The organism is Pseudomonas sp. C9-3 (assembly GCF_032392015.1).
GTDB lineage: Bacteria > Pseudomonadota > Gammaproteobacteria > Pseudomonadales > Pseudomonadaceae > Pseudomonas > Pseudomonas nitroreducens.
In genome coordinates this window covers 5,240,184-5,259,371 of the sequence record NZ_CP135919.1, presented here as the reverse complement: position 1 = coordinate 5,259,371, position 19,188 = coordinate 5,240,184, and the positions used below count along the sequence as shown (strand labels likewise).

Annotated in this window: 13 protein-coding genes; 8 read left to right on the top strand and 5 right to left on the bottom strand. The window is 64.3% G+C overall.

Features of this window, described 5'->3' with window-relative positions; translation table 11 throughout:
• The first annotated feature begins 14 nt into the window (after window positions 1–14).
• The 7 genes from pilQ (at window position 15) to hemE (ending at window position 13,112) form a co-directional block, all read left to right on the top strand.
• A complete protein-coding gene (gene pilQ, locus RS899_RS24120) occupies window positions 15–2,087 on the top strand; it encodes a type IV pilus secretin PilQ (protein WP_233297421.1) in 2,073 nt (690 codons plus the stop codon).
• A gap of 35 nt (window positions 2,088–2,122) precedes the next feature.
• A complete protein-coding gene (gene aroK, locus RS899_RS24115) occupies window positions 2,123–2,614 on the top strand; it encodes a shikimate kinase AroK (protein WP_052239087.1) in 492 nt (163 codons plus the stop codon).
• Window positions 2,615–2,664: 50 nt separating this feature from the next.
• Entirely contained in the window at window positions 2,665–3,771 is a 1,107-nt protein-coding gene (gene aroB / locus RS899_RS24110; RefSeq protein ID WP_315808248.1) for a 3-dehydroquinate synthase, read from the top strand.
• Window positions 3,772–3,777: 6 nt separating this feature from the next.
• Window positions 3,778–5,466, top strand: coding sequence for an AAA family ATPase (locus tag RS899_RS24105; protein WP_233297419.1), 1,689 nt, complete (start codon window positions 3,778–3,780; stop codon window positions 5,464–5,466).
• Between the two features lie 461 nt (window positions 5,467–5,927).
• Window positions 5,928–10,373 (top strand): glutamate synthase large subunit, encoded by a 4,446-nt coding sequence (gltB, locus tag RS899_RS24100; RefSeq protein ID WP_315808247.1) that lies wholly within the window; start codon window positions 5,928–5,930, stop codon window positions 10,371–10,373.
• Window positions 10,374–10,400: 27 nt separating this feature from the next.
• Window positions 10,401–11,819, top strand: a complete 1,419-nt coding sequence (locus RS899_RS24095) for an FAD-dependent oxidoreductase (RefSeq protein ID WP_054910032.1) — start codon at window positions 10,401–10,403, stop codon at window positions 11,817–11,819.
• 228 nt (window positions 11,820–12,047) lie between these two features.
• Window positions 12,048–13,112 carry a uroporphyrinogen decarboxylase gene (hemE, locus tag RS899_RS24090; RefSeq protein ID WP_315808246.1) on the top strand — a complete coding sequence of 355 codons (1,065 nt, stop codon included), beginning with the start codon at window positions 12,048–12,050 and terminating at the stop codon, window positions 13,110–13,112.
• A 315-nt stretch (window positions 13,113–13,427) separates the two neighbouring features.
• Here the strand turns inward: hemE and gabP are convergent, their stop codons facing one another.
• On the bottom strand, window positions 13,428–14,819 hold the full coding sequence (gene gabP, locus RS899_RS24085) for a GABA permease (protein WP_315808245.1): 1,392 nt from the start codon (window positions 14,817–14,819) through the stop codon (window positions 13,428–13,430).
• A 243-nt stretch (window positions 14,820–15,062) separates the two neighbouring features.
• Window positions 15,063–16,406, bottom strand: a complete 1,344-nt coding sequence (locus RS899_RS24080) for an MFS transporter (RefSeq protein WP_054910029.1) — start codon at window positions 16,404–16,406, stop codon at window positions 15,063–15,065.
• A gap of 324 nt (window positions 16,407–16,730) precedes the next feature.
• Here RS899_RS24080 and RS899_RS24075 point away from each other — a divergent pair, with 324 nt between their 5' ends.
• Window positions 16,731–17,636 (top strand): LysR family transcriptional regulator, encoded by a 906-nt coding sequence (locus tag RS899_RS24075; RefSeq protein ID WP_045215991.1) that lies wholly within the window; start codon window positions 16,731–16,733, stop codon window positions 17,634–17,636.
• A 4-nt stretch (window positions 17,637–17,640) separates the two neighbouring features.
• On the opposite strand, the gene RS899_RS24070 is transcribed toward RS899_RS24075, so the two are convergent.
• From RS899_RS24070 to RS899_RS24060, 3 genes are read right to left on the bottom strand one after another with little or no spacing between them, the layout of a single operon-like run.
• The gene (locus tag RS899_RS24070) at window positions 17,641–18,240 is read right to left on the bottom strand and encodes an Sbal_3080 family lipoprotein (RefSeq protein WP_315808244.1); all 600 of its coding nucleotides are present in this window, start codon (window positions 18,238–18,240) and stop codon (window positions 17,641–17,643) included.
• A gap of 48 nt (window positions 18,241–18,288) precedes the next feature.
• Window positions 18,289–18,729, bottom strand: coding sequence for a hypothetical protein (locus RS899_RS24065; protein ID WP_054910027.1), 441 nt, complete (start codon window positions 18,727–18,729; stop codon window positions 18,289–18,291).
• Between the two features lie 27 nt (window positions 18,730–18,756).
• The gene (locus tag RS899_RS24060; protein WP_054910026.1) at window positions 18,757–19,155 is read right to left on the bottom strand and encodes a hypothetical protein; all 399 of its coding nucleotides are present in this window, start codon (window positions 19,153–19,155) and stop codon (window positions 18,757–18,759) included.
• Window positions 19,156–19,188: the final 33 nt, after the last annotated feature.

The following is a 19,188-nucleotide window of genomic DNA, read 5'->3' as shown; positions in this document are numbered from 1 at the left end:
GACGGATTCAGACGATGAATAAAACGCTTTCCCGCCTGGGCATTTCCGTGCTCGCGGCCGTATTCGCACCGACCCTGCTGGCTGCAAACCTGCAGAGTGTCGACGTGGCGGCCCTGCCGGGCGACCGCGTGGAGCTCAAGCTCGGCTTCGACGAGCCGGTGGCTGCACCGCGTGGCTATACCATCGAGCAGCCCGCGCGTATCGCACTGGATCTGCCGGGCGTGCAGAACAAGCTGGGCAGCAAGAACCGCGAGCTGGGCGTGGGCAACGCCCGCAGCCTGACCGTGGTCGAGGCCAAGGACCGTACGCGCCTCATCGTCAACCTGGCTACCCTGGTGCCTTACTCCACTCGTGCGGAAGGTTCGAATCTTTACGTTGTGGTGGGTGCTGGCGCTGCGCCGTCGAGTTCCTATGCTTCTGCTGCGCCAACTGCGGCCGCCGCCAAGCCCGCCCAGCCCAAGCCTTACATTCCGGCAGGCAAGGCGATCCGCAACATCGATTTCCAGCGTGGCGAACAGGGCGAAGGCAATGTCGTGATCGATCTGTCCGATCCGACCGTCAGCCCCGACATTCAGGAGCAGGGTGGCAAGATTCGTCTGGACTTCCCGCGCACTCAGCTGCCGGACAACCTGCGCGTCCGCCTGGATGTGAAAGACTTTGCCACGCCGGTACAGCTCGTCAACGCTTCCGCTGTCGGCGACAAGGCCAGCATCACCATCGAGCCGACCGGGCTGTACGACTACCTCGTCTACCAGACCGACAATCGCATGACCGTCAGCATCAAGCCGCTGACCCAGGACGATGCCGAGAAGCGCAAGAAGGACGCCTTCGCCTACACCGGTGAAAAGCTCTCGCTGAACTTCCAGGACATCGATGTGCGCTCGGTGCTGCAACTGATCGCCGACTTCACCGACCTGAACCTGGTGGCCTCGGACACCGTGCAGGGCAACATCACCCTGCGCCTGCAGAACGTGCCGTGGGATCAGGCGCTGGACCTGGTGCTCAAGACCAAGGGCCTGGACAAGCGCAAGGTGGGCAACGTGCTGCTGGTTGCGCCGGCTGATGAAATCGCCGCTCGCGAGCGTCAGGAACTGGAGGCGCAGAAGCAGATTGCCGAGCTCGCCCCCCTGCGTCGTGAGCTGATCCAGGTGAACTACGCCAAGGCGGCGGATATCGCCAAGCTGTTCAGCTCCGTCACTGGCGGCGCTGCTGCCCCGGGTGTCGCTGCCGCGGCTCAGGGCGAAAATCGCGGCTCGATCACCGTCGACGACCGTACCAACAGCATCATCGCCTACCAGACTCAGGATCGCCTGGACGAGCTGCGCCGCATCGTCGCACAGCTGGACATCCCGGTTCGCCAGGTGATGATCGAGGCGCGGATTGTCGAGGCCAACGTCGATTACACCAAGGAGCTGGGCGTGAACTGGAGCGGTTCGTTGTCCGGTCACGGCAACTTCGATGTTTCGGGCGGCACCAACAGCACAGGCAATACCTTCGTCGATCTGGGAACCTCGAATGTCACGCCGACCTCGGGTATCAGCATCGGCTTCACCACCAACAACACCATCCTGGATCTCCAGTTGAACGCCATGGAGAAAACCGGCAACGGTGAAGTGGTCTCGCAGCCGAAGGTTGTCACCTCTGACAAGGAAACGGCGAAGATCCTCAAGGGCTCGGAGATTCCTTACCAGGAAGCCAGCTCCAGCGGCGCGACCTCGGTGTCCTTCAAGGAGGCGGCGCTGTCCCTGGAAGTGACCCCGCAGATCACGCCGGACAACCGCATCATCATGGAAGTGAAGGTCAACAAGGACGAGCCGGACTACGCCAACGCCCTGAACGGCGTACCGCCGATCAAGAAGAACGAAGTGAACGCGAAGGTGCTGGTCAACGATGGCGAAACCATCGTGATCGGTGGCGTGTTCTCCAACACCCAGACCAAATCGACGGCTAAGGTGCCGTTCCTGGGCGACGTGCCGATGATCGGCCGCCTGTTCAAGAACGACTACGTGACCGACAGCAAGAACGAGCTGCTGGTTTTCCTTACCCCGCGGATCATGAATAATCAGGCCATTGCAGTCGGCCGTTGATCAATGTCGTGTCCAATTTGATTCTGGTAGGCCCGATGGGGGCTGGTAAAAGCACCATCGGGCGTCTTCTCGCCAAAGAGCTTCACCTCGTCTTCAAAGATTCGGATAAAGAGATCGAGCAGCGCTGCGGAGCCAACATCCCCTGGATATTCGATGTCGAGGGCGAGGCGGGCTTCCGCGAGCGTGAGCAGGCGATGCTGGCCGAGTTGTGCGATGAAGGGGGCATGGTCATTGCCACCGGTGGCGGCGCGGTGATGCGCGATGCCAATCGCCTCATCCTCAAGGCCGGCGGCAAGGTGATCTACCTGCACGCCTCGGTCGAGCAGCAGATTTCCCGCACGGCGCGCGACAAGAATCGCCCGTTGCTGCAGAAGCCCAATCCGGACCAGATCCTCCGTGATCTCATGCAGATGCGCGACCCGCTTTATCGCGAAATCGCCGATGTGATCATCGAAACCGACGAGCGGCCTCCACGCCTGGTCGTCCTGGAGATTCTGGAGCGGTTGCGTGAGCTTGAGCGCCATTAACGGCGCTGCAATCTGCGGTATCCTAGTCCCCTTTCTTGCCTGGGGGTTTCATGCGCATACTCAACGTCGATCTGGCCGATCGTAGCTACCCGATCTATATCGGTGAAGGGCTGCTGGACGATCCGCGCTACTTCGAGCCGCATATTCGCGGCCGCCAGGTAGCCATCGTCACCAACGAAACCATCGCGCCGCTGTACCTGGATCGACTGCAGAAGACCCTGGCCGGCTACAAGGTCACCACGGTCGTGCTCCCCGACGGCGAGGCCTACAAGCAGTGGGAAACCCTGCAACTGATCTTCGATGGCCTGCTGACCGCGCGCCATGATCGCAAGACCACCCTCATCGCCCTGGGCGGTGGCGTCATCGGCGATATGACCGGTTTCGCGGCGGCCTGCTACCAGCGCGGTGTCGACTTCATCCAGGTGCCGACCACCCTGCTGTCCCAGGTGGACTCCTCGGTCGGCGGCAAGACCGGCATCAACCACCCGCTGGGCAAGAACATGGTCGGGGCGTTCTACCAGCCCCAGGCCGTGGTCATCGATACCGCGACCCTGAAGACCCTGCCGCCGCGCGAGCTGTCGGCGGGCCTGGCGGAAGTGGTCAAGTACGGCTTCATCTGCGACGAGCCCTTCCTCACCTGGCTGGAAGCGCACATGGATGACCTCCTGGAGTTGGAGCCCACTGCGCTGACCGAGGCCATCGAGCGCTCCTGCGCAGCCAAAGCGCGAGTGGTCGGCGCCGACGAGAAGGAAACCGGCGTCCGCGCCACGCTCAACCTGGGCCACACCTTCGGCCACGCCATCGAGACCCACATGGGCTATGGCGTCTGGTTGCACGGCGAGGCCGTGGGTGCGGGAACCGTGATGGCACTTGAGATGTCGCATCGGCTGGGATGGCTGACAAAGGCCGAACTCGACCGCGGTATCCGCCTGCTTGCCGCGGCGAAGCTGCCGGTGGTCCCGCCGCAGGAAATGAACGCCGAGCATTTTCTCGAGCACATGGCTGTCGACAAGAAAGTGCTCGATGGCCGTTTGCGTCTGGTATTGCTCCAAGGGCTGGGGGGCGCGGTCGTGACCGCCGAATTCCCCCGTGAGATTCTGGAAGAAACACTGCGCGCTGACTACCAGACACTGGTCGGTCAGGCAGGAGAACACTGAGGTCCCATGTCCAGCTTGCATGCCGATGAGGCCTTCCTGGCCCACTACCAGTTCAGCCACGATCCGTTCGCACCGCGGGTTCCAGGCTTCAAGTTCTTCCCGGCGCAGCGCAAGCCCGTACTGGGCCAGCTGCACCACCTGGCGCGCTACAGTCACCTGCTGCTGGCCGTCACCGGCCCGCTGGGCAGCGGCAAGACGCTGCTGCGCCAGGCTCTGGTGGCCAGTACCAACAAGGACGCCGTCTCCAGCGTGGTGATTTCCGGTCGCTCGGTGACCGACGAAGCCACACTGCTGCGCCAGCTCGCGCAAGGCCTGGGTATCACCCAGACCAGCATCGAGGCGATCCTGGCCAAGGTTGCTCAGCTGGCAATCACCGGGCAGGACGTTTATCTGCTGGTGGACGACGCCGAGCAACTGCGCGACGACGCCCTCGAAGTCCTGTTGCTGCTGGCTGCCGGCAACTCCGAAGCGCGCCTGCACGTCTTCCTGTTCGGCGAGCCCGAGTTGCTGTCGCGCCTGGAAGTGCTGTCCGAAGGCGAGGAGCGCTTCCACGCCATCGAACTGCAACCCTACAGCGAGGAAGAAACCCGCGAATACCTCGCGCAGCGCCTGGAAGGTGCTGGGCAGGGCATCGAGCTGATCTCCGTCGACCTGCTGGCCGACATTCACGAACAATCCGGTGGTTGGCCGGGCACTATCAACCAGACCGCACGCGACGCGATGATCGAGGCGATGCTGGCGGATCGCAGTGGCGAGCGCAAAGCGGCCGGTGCCGGCTTCAAGCTGCCGAAGAAACATCTGGCCATCCTGGGCGTGGTCGCGATTGGCGTCATCGCTGCCTGGTTCATGCAGGGCAAGACCACCAAGCCGGAGACAGCGAGCAACACCGCTGCGCAGACTTCGTCGCAACTGCCGCTGAATGGCGCCGCACCGCAGCCGAACGCTCAGCCGCAGCCCGATGCTCAGGGCAATGGCCCGTCGGTGGAATTCGCAGGCTCCAACCAGCCGCTGCCGCTGCCGCTGGTAGGCGAAAGCCAGCCGGTGATCCGCGAGCCGATGGCCCAGGCCGGCGGCCAGGAAGATTCCGACGAAGGCGCCATGCCGTCCGCAGCCATTCCGCCGACCGTGACCACCAGCGCGCCGCCTGTGACGCCGCTGGCCAACAACGGCCCGAAACCGCTGAACCCGGTTCCGCCGGCCCCCGCCCAGCAGCAGGCCGCTATCCAGCCCGCGCCGACTCCGGCAGCTACGCCGCGCCCGGAGCCGGTCAAGCCGGCCGCTACCGCACCGGCCAAGCCAGTCCAGACTGCCAAGCCCGCAGCGCCCAAACCTGCCACCACTGTTGCCAGTGCCAAGCCGGCGACCGCCGCCAGCAAACCCGCCGCAGCCGCCGGCAGTGCTGGTGGCAGCAGCTGGTATCAGTCCCAGGCCGGGTCGCGCTACTCCGTGCAGGTGCTGGGCACCGGCTCCGAAGCCAGCGCCAAGGCCTTCATCAGCCAGCAGGGCGGTGGTGACTACCGCTACTTCCGCAAGAACCTGCAGGGCAAGCCGTTCTATGTGGTGACCTACGGCAACTTCGCTGACCGCAATGCCGCCCAGGCCGCGATCAAGAAGCTGCCGGCGAAGATCCAGGCCTCCAAGCCCTGGGCTCGCCCCTTCTCCAGCATCCAGCAGGACATCGCCGGGGCGCGCTGAAAGGTCGCACTGTCGCAATACTGAAAAAGCCGAGCCCCATATCCTGGGGCTCGGCTTTTTTATTGGCTTGTTTCTTTTGTCGCGTTCTTATAAAAATGCGACATCGGGTGTCAGCAGTGCGTCAAAAAAATTCAGTGACGTCGCTTTCCCCGTGTGTACAATGACCTCCCTTTGCCTATCGGAAACCGCCGCTTGAGCGGGTAGACAGGCGAAGTGCTTGAAGAGGGTCTGCTGACGTTTCGTCATGGCCAGGGCCGGAACCGCCGCTACGTTGGGTAAGACGTGGCACCTCGCGCGGAACGGTCATTCCAGGTGAACCAGGGGCGTAAGCGGCGCTGCACGATAGATGCGGCCCGAGCCTTCAGGGTGCGCGGGAAACGAGCCTGCACGGCGAAACAGGGCGATGGCGAAACGTCAGCAGACCCTGGAATTTATAAAAGTTTTGCCGGTGAGAGTTCCCTATGAAAGCAGGTCTGTACCATCCTGAGACGTTCAAGGATAACTGCGGATTCGGTCTGATCGCCCATATGACGGGCGAGGCAAGCCACGAACTTCTGCAAACCGCCATCGAAGCACTGACCTGCATGACCCACCGAGGTGGGATCAACGCGGACGGGAAAACCGGGGACGGCTGTGGGCTGCTGATCCAGAAGCCCGACCAGTTCCTGCGCGCCGTGGCCAAGGAGTCCTTCGCGACCGAGCTGCCCGGCCAGTACGCCGTGGGCATGGTCTTCTTCAACCAGGATCCGGTGAAAGCCGAGGCCGCCCGCGCGAACATGAATCGCGAGATCGAGCGCGCCGGCCTGAAGCTGGTCGGCTGGCGCAAGGTGCCGATCGACACCAGCGTCCTGGGTCGCCTGGCGTTGGAGCGCCTGCCGCAGATCGAGCAGGTGTTCATCGGCGGTGAAGGCCTGTCCGACCAGGAATTCGCGGTCAAGCTGTTCAGCTCCCGTCGCCGCTCCTCCGTGGCTAACGCCGAGGACGCCGACCACTACATCTGCAGCTTCTCGCACAAGACCATCATCTATAAGGGCCTGATGATGCCGGCGGACCTCGCCGCCTTCTATCCGGACCTTTCCGACGAGCGCCTGAAGACCGCCATCTGCGTCTTCCACCAGCGCTTCTCGACCAACACCCTGCCGAAATGGCCGCTGGCCCAGCCGTTCCGCCTGCTGGCGCACAACGGCGAGATCAACACCATCACCGGCAACCGCAACTGGGCCCAGGCCCGTCGCGCCAAGTTCGCCAACGAGTGGATGCCTGATCTCGACGAGCTCGGCCCGCTGGTCAACCGCGTGGGTTCCGACTCCTCCAGCATGGACAACATGCTCGAGCTGATGGTCACCGGCGGCATGGACATGTTCCGTGGCCTGCGCATGATCATTCCGCCGGCCTGGCAGAACGTCGAGACCATGGACGCCGACCTGCGCGCGTTCTACGAATTCAACTCGCTGCACATGGAGCCGTGGGACGGCCCTGCCGGCGTCGTGCTGACCGACGGCCGCTATGCCGTCTGCCTGCTCGACCGCAACGGCCTGCGCCCGTCGCGCTGGGTTACCACCAAGAACGGCTACATCACCCTCGCCTCGGAAATCGGCGTGTGGGACTACAAGCCCGAGGATGTCATCGCCAAGGGCCGCGTCGGCCCGGGCCAGATCCTCGCGGTGGATACCGAGACCGGCCAACTGCTGCAGACCGACGACATCGACAACCGTCTGAAGTCGCGCCACCCGTACAAGCAGTGGCTGCGCCAGAGCGCTCTGCGCATCCAGGCTACCCTGGACGACGACCAGGGCGTGGCCAGCTACGACGGCGACCAGCTCAAGCAGTACATGAAGATGTTCCAGGTCACCTTCGAGGAGCGTGACCAGGTGCTGCGCCCGCTCGCCGAGCAGGGCCAGGAAGCGGTCGGCTCGATGGGCGATGACACCCCGATGGCGGTGCTGTCCAAGCGTATCCGTTCGCCCTACGACTACTTCCGCCAGGTCTTCGCGCAGGTCACCAACCCGCCGATCGACCCGCTGCGCGAAGCGATCGTGATGTCCCTGGAAACCTGCTTAGGGATTGAACAGAACATCTTCGAAGAGTCCCCGCACCACGCCAACCAGGCGATCCTGACCACCCCGGTGATCTCCCCGGCCAAGTGGCGGACCCTGATGAACCTGGAGCGTCCGGGCTTCGACCTGCACCACATCGACCTGAACTACGACGAGTCCGTCGGCCTCGAAGCGGCCGTGCGCAACATCGCCGACCAGGCCGAGGAAGCCGTACGTGCCGGCAAGGTGCTGCTGGTCTTGTCCGACCGTCACATCGCCCCCGGCAAGCTGCCGGTGCACGCGGCACTGGCCGTCGGCGCCGTGCACCATCGCCTGGTGCAGACCGGCCTGCGTTGCGACTCCAACATCCTGGTGGAAACCGCCACCGCCCGTGACCCGCACCACTTCGCGGTGCTGGTGGGCTTCGGCGCGTCCGCGGTCTACCCGTTCCTCGCCTACGAGGTGCTGGCCGACCTGATCCGTACCGGCGAAGTGCTGGGCGACCTCTACGAGGTGTTCAAGTACTACCGCAAGGGCATCTCCAAGGGGATGCTGAAGATCCTGTCGAAGATGGGTATCTCCACCATCGCCTCCTACCGTGGCGCCCAGCTGTTCGAAGCCATCGGCCTGTCCGACGAAGTCACCGACCTGTGCTTCCCGGGTACCCCGAGCCGCATCCAGGGTGCGCGCTTCCTCGACATCGAGAACGAGCAGAAGCTGCTCGCCAACGAAGCCTGGAACAACCGCAAGGCGATCCAGCAGGGCGGCCTGCTGAAGTTCGTCTATGGCGGCGAGTACCACGCCTACAACCCGGACGTGGTGAACATCCTGCAGGCCGCCGTGCAGCAGGGCGACTACGCCAAGTTCAAGGAGTACACCGGACTGGTGGACAGCCGGCCGGTGTCGATGCTGCGCGACCTGCTCAAGGTGAAGACCGTCGAGCAGCCGCTGAGCCTGGATGAGATCGAGCCGCTGGAGTCCATCTTCAAGCGCTTCGACGCTGCCGGTATCTCCCTCGGCGCGCTGTCGCCGGAGGCCCACGAAGCACTGGCCGAGGCGATGAACCGCCTGGGCGGTCGCTCCAACTCCGGTGAGGGCGGTGAAGACCCGGCGCGCTACGGCACGCTGAAAAGCTCGAAGATCAAGCAGGTGGCCACCGGCCGCTTTGGCGTGACCCCGGAATACCTGGTCAACGCCGAAGTCCTGCAGATCAAGGTGGCCCAGGGCGCCAAGCCCGGTGAGGGCGGCCAACTGCCCGGCGGCAAGGTCAACGGCCTGATCGCCCGCCTGCGCTACGCGGTTCCCGGCGTGACCCTGATCTCGCCGCCGCCGCACCATGACATCTACTCCATCGAAGACCTCGCCCAGCTGATCTTCGACCTCAAGCAGGTCAACCCGCAGGCGCTGGTCTCGGTGAAGCTGGTTTCCGAACCGGGCGTAGGCACTATCGCCGCTGGCGTGGCCAAGGCCTATGCCGACCTGATCACCATCTCCGGCTACGACGGCGGTACCGGTGCTTCGCCGATCACCTCCATCAAGTACGCTGGTAGCCCGTGGGAGCTGGGCCTCGCCGAGGCGCACCAGACCCTGCGCGGCAACGACCTGCGCGGCAAGGTTCGCGTGCAGACCGACGGCGGCCTGAAGACCGGCCTGGACGTCATCAAGGCGGCCATCCTCGGTGCCGAGAGCTTCGGCTTCGGTACCGCGCCGATGATCGCCCTGGGCTGCAAGTACCTGCGCATCTGCCACCTGAACAACTGCGCCACCGGCGTCGCCACCCAGAACGACAAGCTGCGCAAGGACCACTTCATCGGCACCGTGGACATGGTGGTGAACTTCTTCACCTTCATTGCCAGCGAGACCCGTGAATGGCTGGCCAAGCTCGGCGTGCGCAGCCTGGAAGAGCTGATCGGCCGCACCGACCTGCTGGAAATCCTGCCGGGCGAGACGCCCAAGCAGGGCAACCTCGACCTCACGCCGCTGCTGGGCAGCGACCTGATCCCGGCCGAGAAGCCGCAGTTCTGCGAAGTCGAGAAGAACCCGCCGTTCGACCAGGGCCTGCTGGCCGAGAAGATGGTCGACCTGGCCCGCGGCGCCATCGAAGGCGCCAAGGGCGGCGAGTACGAACTGGATATCTGCAACTGCGACCGTTCCATCGGCGCGCGGATTTCCGGCGAGATCGCCAAGGTCCACGGCAACCAGGGCATGGCCAAGGCGCCGATCACCTTCCGCTTCAAGGGCACTGCTGGCCAGAGCTTCGGCGTGTGGAACGCCGGCGGCCTGCACCTGTACCTGGAAGGCGACGCCAACGACTACGTGGGCAAGGGCATGACCGGCGGCAAGCTGGTCGTCACCCCGCCCAAGGGCAGCCCGTTCAAGTCGCAGGAGTCGGCCATCGTCGGCAACACCTGCCTGTACGGCGCCACTGGCGGCAAGCTGTTCGCCGCCGGTACCGCGGGCGAGCGTTTCGGCGTGCGCAACTCCGGCGCCCATGCCGTCGTGGAAGGCACCGGTGACCACTGCTGCGAATACATGACCGGCGGTTTCATCTGCGTTCTGGGCAAGACCGGCTACAACTTCGGCTCCGGCATGACCGGCGGCTTCGCCTATGTCCTCGACCTGGACAACACCTTCGTCGACCGCGTGAACCATGAGCTGGTGGAAATCCAGCGGATCAGCGGCGAAGCGATGGAAGCCCAGCGCAGCCACCTGCGCAAGGTGCTGGTCGAGTACGTGGCGGAAACGGCGAGCGAGTGGGGCGCACATCTGCTGGAGAACCTCGACGACTACCTGCGTCGGTTCTGGCTGGTGAAACCGAAGGCTGCCAGCCTCGGTTCCCTGCTCTCCAGCACTCGTGCCAACCCGCAATAAGCGCCTGAAGTTTGATGAGGTCTGAAAATGTCTGAACGTCTTAACAATGACTTCCAGTTCATCGAAGTCGGGCGCAAGGATCCGAAGAAGAAGCTTCTTCGCCAGCGCAAGCGCGAGTTCGTGGAAATCTACGACCTGTTCAAGCCGCAACAGGCGGCTGACCAGGCCCACCGTTGCCTGGGCTGCGGCAACCCGTACTGCGAGTGGAAGTGCCCGGTGCACAACTTCATTCCCAACTGGTTGAAGCTGGTCTCCGAAGGCAACATCCTCGCCGCCGCCGAACTGTCCCACCAGACCAACACCCTGCCGGAAGTCTGTGGCCGGGTGTGCCCGCAGGATCGCCTGTGCGAAGGCGCCTGCACCCTGAACGACGGCTTCGGCGCGGTCACCATCGGCTCGGTGGAGAAGTACATCACCGACACCGCCTTCGCCATGGGCTGGCGCCCGGACATGTCCAAGGTCAAGCCCACCGGCAAGCGCGTCGCCGTGATTGGCGCGGGCCCGGCGGGCCTGGGCTGTGCCGACGTGCTGGTGCGCAACGGCGTGGCCCCGGTGGTGTTCGACAAGAACCCGGAAATCGGCGGCCTGCTGACCTTTGGTATCCCCGAGTTCAAGCTGGAGAAGCAGGTGCTTTCGCGCCGTCGCGAAGTCTTCACCGGCATGGGCATCGAGTTCCGCCTGAACACCGAGATCGGCAAGGACGTGACCATGGAGCAACTGCTCGATGAGTACGATGCCGTATTCATGGGCATGGGCACCTACACCTACATGAAAGGCGGCTTCCCCGGCGAGGACCTGCCCGGCGTGCACGACGCGCTGGACTTCCTGATCGCCAACGTGAACCGCAACCTGGGTTTCGAGAAGTCGCCGGAAGACTTCGTCGACATGAAGGGCAAGCGCGTCGTCGTGCTGGGCGGTGGCGACACCGCGATGGACTGCAACCGCACCTCGATCCGTCAGGGCGCGAAAGGCGTGACCTGCGCCTACCGCCGTGACGAAGAGAACATGCCAGGCTCGCGCAAAGAGGTGAAGAACGCCAAGGAAGAAGGCGTGAAGTTCCTCTTCAACCGCCAGCCCATCGCCATCGTCGGCGAGGACAAGGTGGAAGGCGTGAAGGTGGTCGAGACCCGTCTCGGCGAGCCCGATGCGCGTGGTCGTCGCAGCCCCGAGCCGATCCCGGGCTCCGAGGAGATCATCCCGGCCGAAGCCGTGCTGATCGCCTTCGGCTTCCGCCCGAGCCCGGCGCCGTGGTTCGACCAGCACCAGGTGGAAATCGACAGCCAGGGCCGCGTCATCGCCCCGGCCGCTGCGCAGTTCAAGCACCAGACCAGCAACCCGAAGATCTTCGCCGGCGGCGACATGGTCCGCGGTTCCGACCTGGTGGTGACGGCGATCTTCGAAGGCAGAACGGCCGCCGAAGGCATCCTGGACTACCTCGGCGTTTAAGCTGCTGCGCTAGCTCAGGCGGCGTTGGAAACAGGCTCGGAATGCTCATTTGCTGCAGCAAACTCCGCTTCCTCGCCTGTTTCCGCCTTGCCTGAGCGTCGCTCGCGACGCTTAAATCACAGAGGGTCGCAGCGACAAACTGTCGCGATGGACGAAAGGCACGGCACCCGCCGTGCCTTTTCGTTTGGGCTTTGCGAAAATGCCCGCACTTTTTTTCCGGATGCCGTTATGACTGCCCTGAAGAACGATCGCTTCCTTCGCGCCCTGCTCAAGCAGCCCGTTGATGTCACTCCCGTCTGGATGATGCGCCAGGCCGGCCGCTACCTGCCGGAGTACCGCGCCACGCGCGCCAAGGCCGGTGACTTCATGAGCCTGTGCATGAACCCGCAGATGGCCTGCGAAGTGACCCTGCAGCCGCTGGACCGCTACCCGCAGCTGGACGCAGCGATCCTTTTCTCCGACATCCTCACCATTCCCGACGCCATGGGCCAGGGCCTGTACTTCGAGACCGGCGAAGGCCCGCGTTTCAAGAAGGTCGTGACCACCCAGGCTGACATCGACGCCCTGCCGATCCCGGATCCGGAGAAGGACCTGGGCTATGTGATGGACGCCGTGCGCACCATCCGCCGCGAGCTGAACGGCCGCGTGCCGCTGATCGGTTTCTCCGGCAGCCCCTGGACCCTGGCCACCTACATGGTCGAAGGCGGCTCCAGCCGTGACTTCCGCAAGACCAAGGCGATGCTCTACGACAGCCCGCAGGCCCTGCACGCGCTGCTGGACAAGCTGGCCCAGTCGGTCACCAGCTACCTCAATGGCCAGATCCTTGCCGGCGCACAAGCCGTGCAGATCTTCGATTCCTGGGGTGGTGCGCTGTCGGCAGCGGCCTACCAGGAGTTCTCCCTGGCCTACATGCAGAAGATCGTCGACGGTCTGATCCGCGAACACGAAGGGCGCCGTGTGCCGGTAATCCTCTTCACCAAGGGCGGCGGCCTGTGGCTGGAGTCCATGGCCAATACCGGCGCCGAGGCCCTGGGGCTGGACTGGACCTGCGATATCGGCAGCGCCCGCGCCCGCGTCGGCGGCAAGGTTGCCCTGCAGGGCAATATGGACCCGGCTGTGCTCTACGCCAAGCCGGACGCCATTCGCACTGAAGTCGCGCGCATCCTCGGTGCCTTCGGTAACGGCAATGGCCACGTGTTCAACCTCGGCCACGGCATCACCCCGGAAGTCGACCCGGCCCATGCCGGTGCCTTCTTCGAGGCTGTGCACGAGTTGTCGGCGCAGTACCACTGAGCCTGGCGCCGAACTGAAAAAGCCCCGCGCATGCGGGGCTTTTTCGTTTCTGGCTCCGGGGTTCGCGAGCAAGCTCGCTCTTACAGGCAGCGCTTTTTTGTAGGAGCGAGCTTGCTCGCGAACCGACCCGGCACCGGGCCTTCCGGCGTATCGCGAACCAATCTCACACCGACAATAGCCAATCCGCGCGTGGGAGCAGGCTCCGTCCGCGATCGGCCCGAACAGCAGAGGTATTTTCCCCGAAAACAAAAAAGCCCCGCCGTAAGGCGAGGCTTTTTCGTTCCCTCATGGAGCATCAAGCCCCAACAGAGCGCATTACGCGGCGTCGCCCACCAGGCCGGCGGCGCGCTGGGCCTTGCGGCGGTTGGACACCAGCAGGCCGGAGCAGACCACCACGACGGTCAGCAGGGTGGTGGCAACGACTTCCATGCGGTGATCCGGACGGATCAGCATGATTGCCAGGGCGCCGACGATGAAGATGATCACCGCCCAGGTCAGCCAGGGGAACAGCCACATCTTCAGTTTCAGCTGGTGGCCTTGGGCGAGCAGCTTCTTGCGCATGCGCAGCTGCGACAGGGCGATCACCAGGTACACCAGCAGGGCGATGGCGCCGGAGCTGGCCAGCAGGAAGTTGAACACTTCGGCCGGGGCCAGGTAGTTGGCGAAGGTGCACAGGAAGGCCATGGCGGTGGACAGCAGTACGGCATACACCGGGGTACGGCTGGCGCTGGTCACCTGGGCGATCTTCGGTGCGTCACCGCGCTTGCTCAGCGAGTACATCATGCGCGAGGCGGTGTAGAGCGCCGAGTTCAGGCAGCTGGTTACCGAGACGAGGACGATGATGTCGACGATCAGCTTGGCGTACGGGATGTGCAGGTGTTCCAGCACGGTCTGGTAGGAGCCCATGCTCACCAGGCGCGGGTCGTTCCACGGCACCAGGCAGACCACGATCAGGATCGACAGCAGGTAGAACAGCGCGATACGCCAGATCACCGAGTTGGTGGCGCGGGTGATCTGCTGCTCCGGGTCCTTGGACTCGCTGGCGGCGATGGTGACGATTTCCGAACCCATGAAGGAGAACATGGTGGTCAGCAGCGCCGCGAGCACGGCGCCCCAGCCCTTGGGCAGGAAGCCTTCGCTGGTCAGGTGGCCGATGCCGGAGACTTCGCTGTTGGGCGAGAAGCCGAAGATGGCCGCGCAGCCCAGCACCAGGAAGGCGATGATCGAGACGACCTTGATCAGCGCCAGCCAGAACTCGAACTCACCGTAGTTCTTCACGCTGAACAGGTTGGTCACGGTCAGCGCGGAGGTGATCAGGAAGGCCAGCACCCAGATCGGCGCGCCAGGGAACCAGGCGTGGATGATGGCCGCGGCGGCGTTGGCCTCCAGCGGGATCACCAGGACCCAGAACCACCAGTACAACCAGCCGATGGTGAAGCCGGCCCAGTGGCCGATGGCACGGTCGGCGTAGGTGGAGAAGGAGCCGCTGTCCGGCTGCGCGACGGCCATTTCGGCCAGCATGCGCATCACCAGGACCACCAGCAGGCCGGCGACCAGATAGGAAATCATGACGGCCGGGCCGGCTTCGGCGATGGCGTGGCCGGAGCCTACGAACAGGCCTGCGCCAATGGCGCCGGCGATCGAAAGCATCGTGACGTGACGATTTTGCAGGCCCTGGGAGAGCCCGGAGGTTGGGGTGCTGCTCATGCTTTACCTACAACTACGGAGGGAATTGCGTACTGCGGGAGTCGAGGTCCGTTTCAGGATTCCAACAAGTCGTTCGACATTGTGAACGCAAGGATCGCGCCACACTTTGTTACGACTTAAGTCGTAGGTTGGGAATTTATCCCACAACGCCCGCCTGGCAGGCGTTATCGGATCTGATATTAATGTCTTTGCACGACCGTTCCATGTCGTTTTAAGGCATGAGTATTTCTAGATGTGTAGAAACTACCCATTTCTGCCCGGTGCGGGGAGGTCGCGAGGTAACACTGGTAGTCGCGACAGGTGCAAGGCCACCAGCAGGCCGATGCCTAGCAGGCTGGCGATGAACAGGCCCACACCGCTCCAGCCGTACTGGTGCCAGAACAGGCCGCCAGCGGTGCCGGCGACGCTGGAGCCGGTGTAGTAGCTGAACAGGTACAGCGACGACGCTTGCCCCTTGGCCTTCAGGGCGCGGCGGCCGATCCAGCTACTGGCCACCGAGTGCGCGCCGAAGAAGCCGAAGGTGAACACCAGCAGGCCAACCAGTACCAGGGCCAGCGGTTGCAGCAGGGTGATCAGTACGCCACCGAGCATCAGCGCGATCATCGCCCAGAGCACCTTGCGCCGGCCCAGCTTGTCGGCCAGCGAGCCGACCCACGCCGAGCTGTAGATGCCCGACAGGTAGACCAGCGAGAGCACGCCGACGATGGCCTGGCTCAGGTGATAGGGCTCTGCCAGCAGGCGGTAGCCGATGTAGTTGAACAGGGTGACGAAGGCGCCCATCAGCAGGAAGGCTTCGAGGAACAGCCAGGGCAGGCCGGCGTCGCGGAAGTGCCCGGTGAAGCCTTCGATGAGCCGGCGCGGCTTGAGCGGTGCCGGGCGGAAGTTCTTCGATTCGGGAAGGATGCGCCAGAACAGGAGGGCCGCAGCCAGGGCGAGCACGCCCAGGGTGGCCAGTGCGACGTGCCAGTTCACGTAGTCCACCAGTACGCCGCTGATCAGTCGGCCACTCATGCCGCCGATGGCGTTGCCGCCGATGTACAAGCCCATGGACAGCCCGATGTGCTGCGGGTGGATTTCCTCGGAAAGGTAGGTCATGCCCACCGCCGCCAGGCCGCTGAGGGACAGGCCGAGCAGCGCGCGCATGGCCAGCACGCCGTGCCAGGTCGGCATCAGCGAGCTGCCGATGGTGAACAGGGCGGCGAGGACCAGCGAGGCGACCATGATCGACTTGCGCCCAATGGCGTCGGAGATCGGCCCGGTGACCAACAGGCCGAAGGCCATGGTGATGGTGGAGATCGACAGCACCAGGCTGCTTTGCGCGGCGGTCAGGTCGAACGCTTTCGACAGCACCGGCATCATCGGCTGCACACAATAGAGCAGGGCGAAGGTGGCGAAGCCGCCGGAGAACAGCGCCAGCGACGTGCGCATGAAAGCCGGGGTGCCTTTCTCGATGTAGGTTTCGATTTCCTCGACGACACGCACCACGTCGCTGTTGGCTTCGCGCGCGCTTTCTCGCAGATCAGGCAGCGGTTCGGCCGGATCGTTGGCGGCGGACGGCTCTGGTACGACCGACGGCTCGGCCGCCATAGGCTGTTCTTCCCGCAAAGCCCGCAGGGCAGGTTGACTCACGACACACCTCAGGTTGGTAAAAGCAGGAGAGCCTGGAATGGCGGCAAGGGCCCGCGCGGCCAGGCAGGGAGCAGGTTGGTAGTCGTTATTGGGCTTGTGTGGAAAGGATAAGGAGCGGGCTTTATTATTTCCAATATATTAATCGACACGTTTGATTTGTTTTACGAATCGATTCCGGTGACATTAGTTCAGCTCGCGAACCGCACGGCACGGGCTCAACCTGTCGCGGACGAAGTCCGCTCCTAGCCAACCCGGAACACCGTCACTCCAGCAGGGGGATACATGGAGCTGCGACACCTGCGTTACTTCATCGCCGTGGCGGAGGAGCTGCACTTCGGCCGCGCCGCCGAGCAGTTGGGAATTTCCCAGCCGCCGCTGAGCCAGCAGATCCAGGCGCTCGAGGAAGAGATCGGCGCGCGCCTGCTGGAGCGCACCAACCGCCGGGTGGCGCTGACCGAGGCCGGCAAGCTGTTTCTCGACGAGGCCCGACAGGTATTGCAGCAGGTGGACCGCGCCGTGCTATTGGCCCGCCGAGCGCACCAGGGCGAGATTGGCGAGCTGAAGGTCGGCTTCACCGCGTCGGCGCCGTTCACCTCCAGCATTCCGCGCGCGATCCTGGCTTTCCGCCAAGCCTATCCGGACGTCCACCTGGACCTGCAGGAGTTGAGCAGCGGGCAGGCGGTACAGGCGTTGCTGGAGGAGCGCGTGCAGGTCGGTCTGATCCGGCCGATCCCGTTGCCGGAAACCCTGGAAGCCGTGGAGCTGTTCAGCGAACCGCTGGTGGCCGTGCTGCGCGCCGATCATCCGCTGGCGCAGGCCAGCCAGGAGGGGCTGGAGTTCGCCGCATTGGCGGACGAACCCTTTGTATTCTTCCCGCGCAGCTACGGCACGGGCCTCTACAGCCAGTTGATGGCGCTGTCGCGGCAGGCCGGCTTCAGCCCGCGCATCGCCCAGGAGGCGGGCGAGGCGATGACCATCATCGGCCTGGTGGCGGCGGGGTTGGGCGTGTCGATGCTGCCGGCGTCGTTCCGCCGTACGCGGGTGGACGGTGTGGTCTACCGCACCTTGAGCGATCCGGGCGCGACCAGTTCGGTGTGGCTGGTGCGGCGGCGCAACGAGACGTCGCGCCTGGCGCAATCGTTCTTCGACCTGGTGACCCAGGAAGTCCAGGCCGGCAGGGCTGGCTGAGGGTTCAGGGCGCGGTGTTCTGCAGGATCTGCTGGTAGCGACGCTGGTACTCGACGTAGTCGAGGTTCTCCAGCTGCAGCGCCTGGATCTGCTCGTCCCGCGACAGGCCTGCGGTCTCCCTGGTCGCCGGCTGCACCACGCTGCGCTGCGGCGCGACGGTGGGCGCGGCAGCGACGCGGGTGCCGGCCAGCAATTCGTCGATCACCGGGTCCATTTTCGCCTTGGTGCCCTGCCACTTCATCATCGACAGGCCGCCCTTGGCCCGCAGGTGATACTCGGCGTGGCCGACCAGCTCCCGCGAGGGGCCGCGCACGGTGATCTCGGCGGTCGACAGGTACGGAGCCATGTCCCAGGAGCGTCGAGCGTCGTAGGTCACCTGGTAGCGGCAGTCCGCCGGAGGCTGGCCGTCGTAGACCTGCGCCGTGATGCCATGACGGGCAAAGCCGTCCTGCAGCACAGGCACGAAGTCCGACACCATCACCTTGGGGTTCTTCTCGATACAGACGACGGCATCGGCCTGGGCCAGCGGTTCGACCTGCACCGAGGTGCAGCCCAGGCTCAGCAGTGCTGCGCCGATGGGCAGTAGTAGAATCGGGTAGCGCATGGAGTTCTTCCGTGAAAACGCCCTGCCCGGCAGGGCAGGGCGAAGGGATTACTTCGCGTAGTCGGCCTTCAGCGCGACCCCGGCGATAACGGCGCCGGCGTGGCACTCGAACTGCTGGGCGTCCTTGTACTCGTTGCGCTTGTAGTAGCTGACGATGTTGGTCACGGCGGTGGCGCCGGCCTTCTTCGCCGAATCCTGCAGGGTGATCAGCGCCGATTGCAGCGCCCAGCGGCAGGCTTCCTCGTCGCTCTTGTTGAAGGCGTTGGTCTTCTTGTTGGTGATGGCGCCGGACTGGATCACATTCAGCTTGGCGCCCGCCGGGTTGCCCGCCAGGTAGAACTTCACGCTGCCATCGAGCTTGCCGGTCTTCACCGCCTCGGCGACGACGTCGTCGAAGGGCAGGTGCAGGGTGGTGTCGCGAGCCTGGCTGATGCCGGGGATGGACGCGCAAAGCGCGAGGGCGAGCAGCCCGAGGGTCTTGCGTTGCATGGATCGACTCCTTGTCGATGGGTGGGATCAGTTGCTCGGCGGGGCGAGGTGCAGGTTCTGCAGGATCTTGTTGTTGAGGATCGCGACCCACTTGTTGTAGTTGCGGTGGATCTGCCCGTCCTTCTCGTCCAGGCCGCGGCTGCTGCGCAGCTTGATGGAGTACTGCTGGCTGCTGTAGGGAATGCTGATCTCGGCGTGGTGGCGTTCACGCACGGTGATCTCGGCGTAGATGACGTTGCCGGAATCCTGCTGCACCTCCCACTTCTGTTCTTCCAGCGCATCGCGGATGGCCGCCTGTACCTGCACGGATGTGCGGTTGCTATCGGGCGGCAGCGACTGGTCGATGTTCTCGACGGGTTTGGTGGTGCAACCGACGGCCATCGCGGTGGCCACGCACAGCAGCAGGCTGCGGATCAGTCGGGACATGGCTTGCTCTCCTTGCAGTGTCGTTGGGCGGTA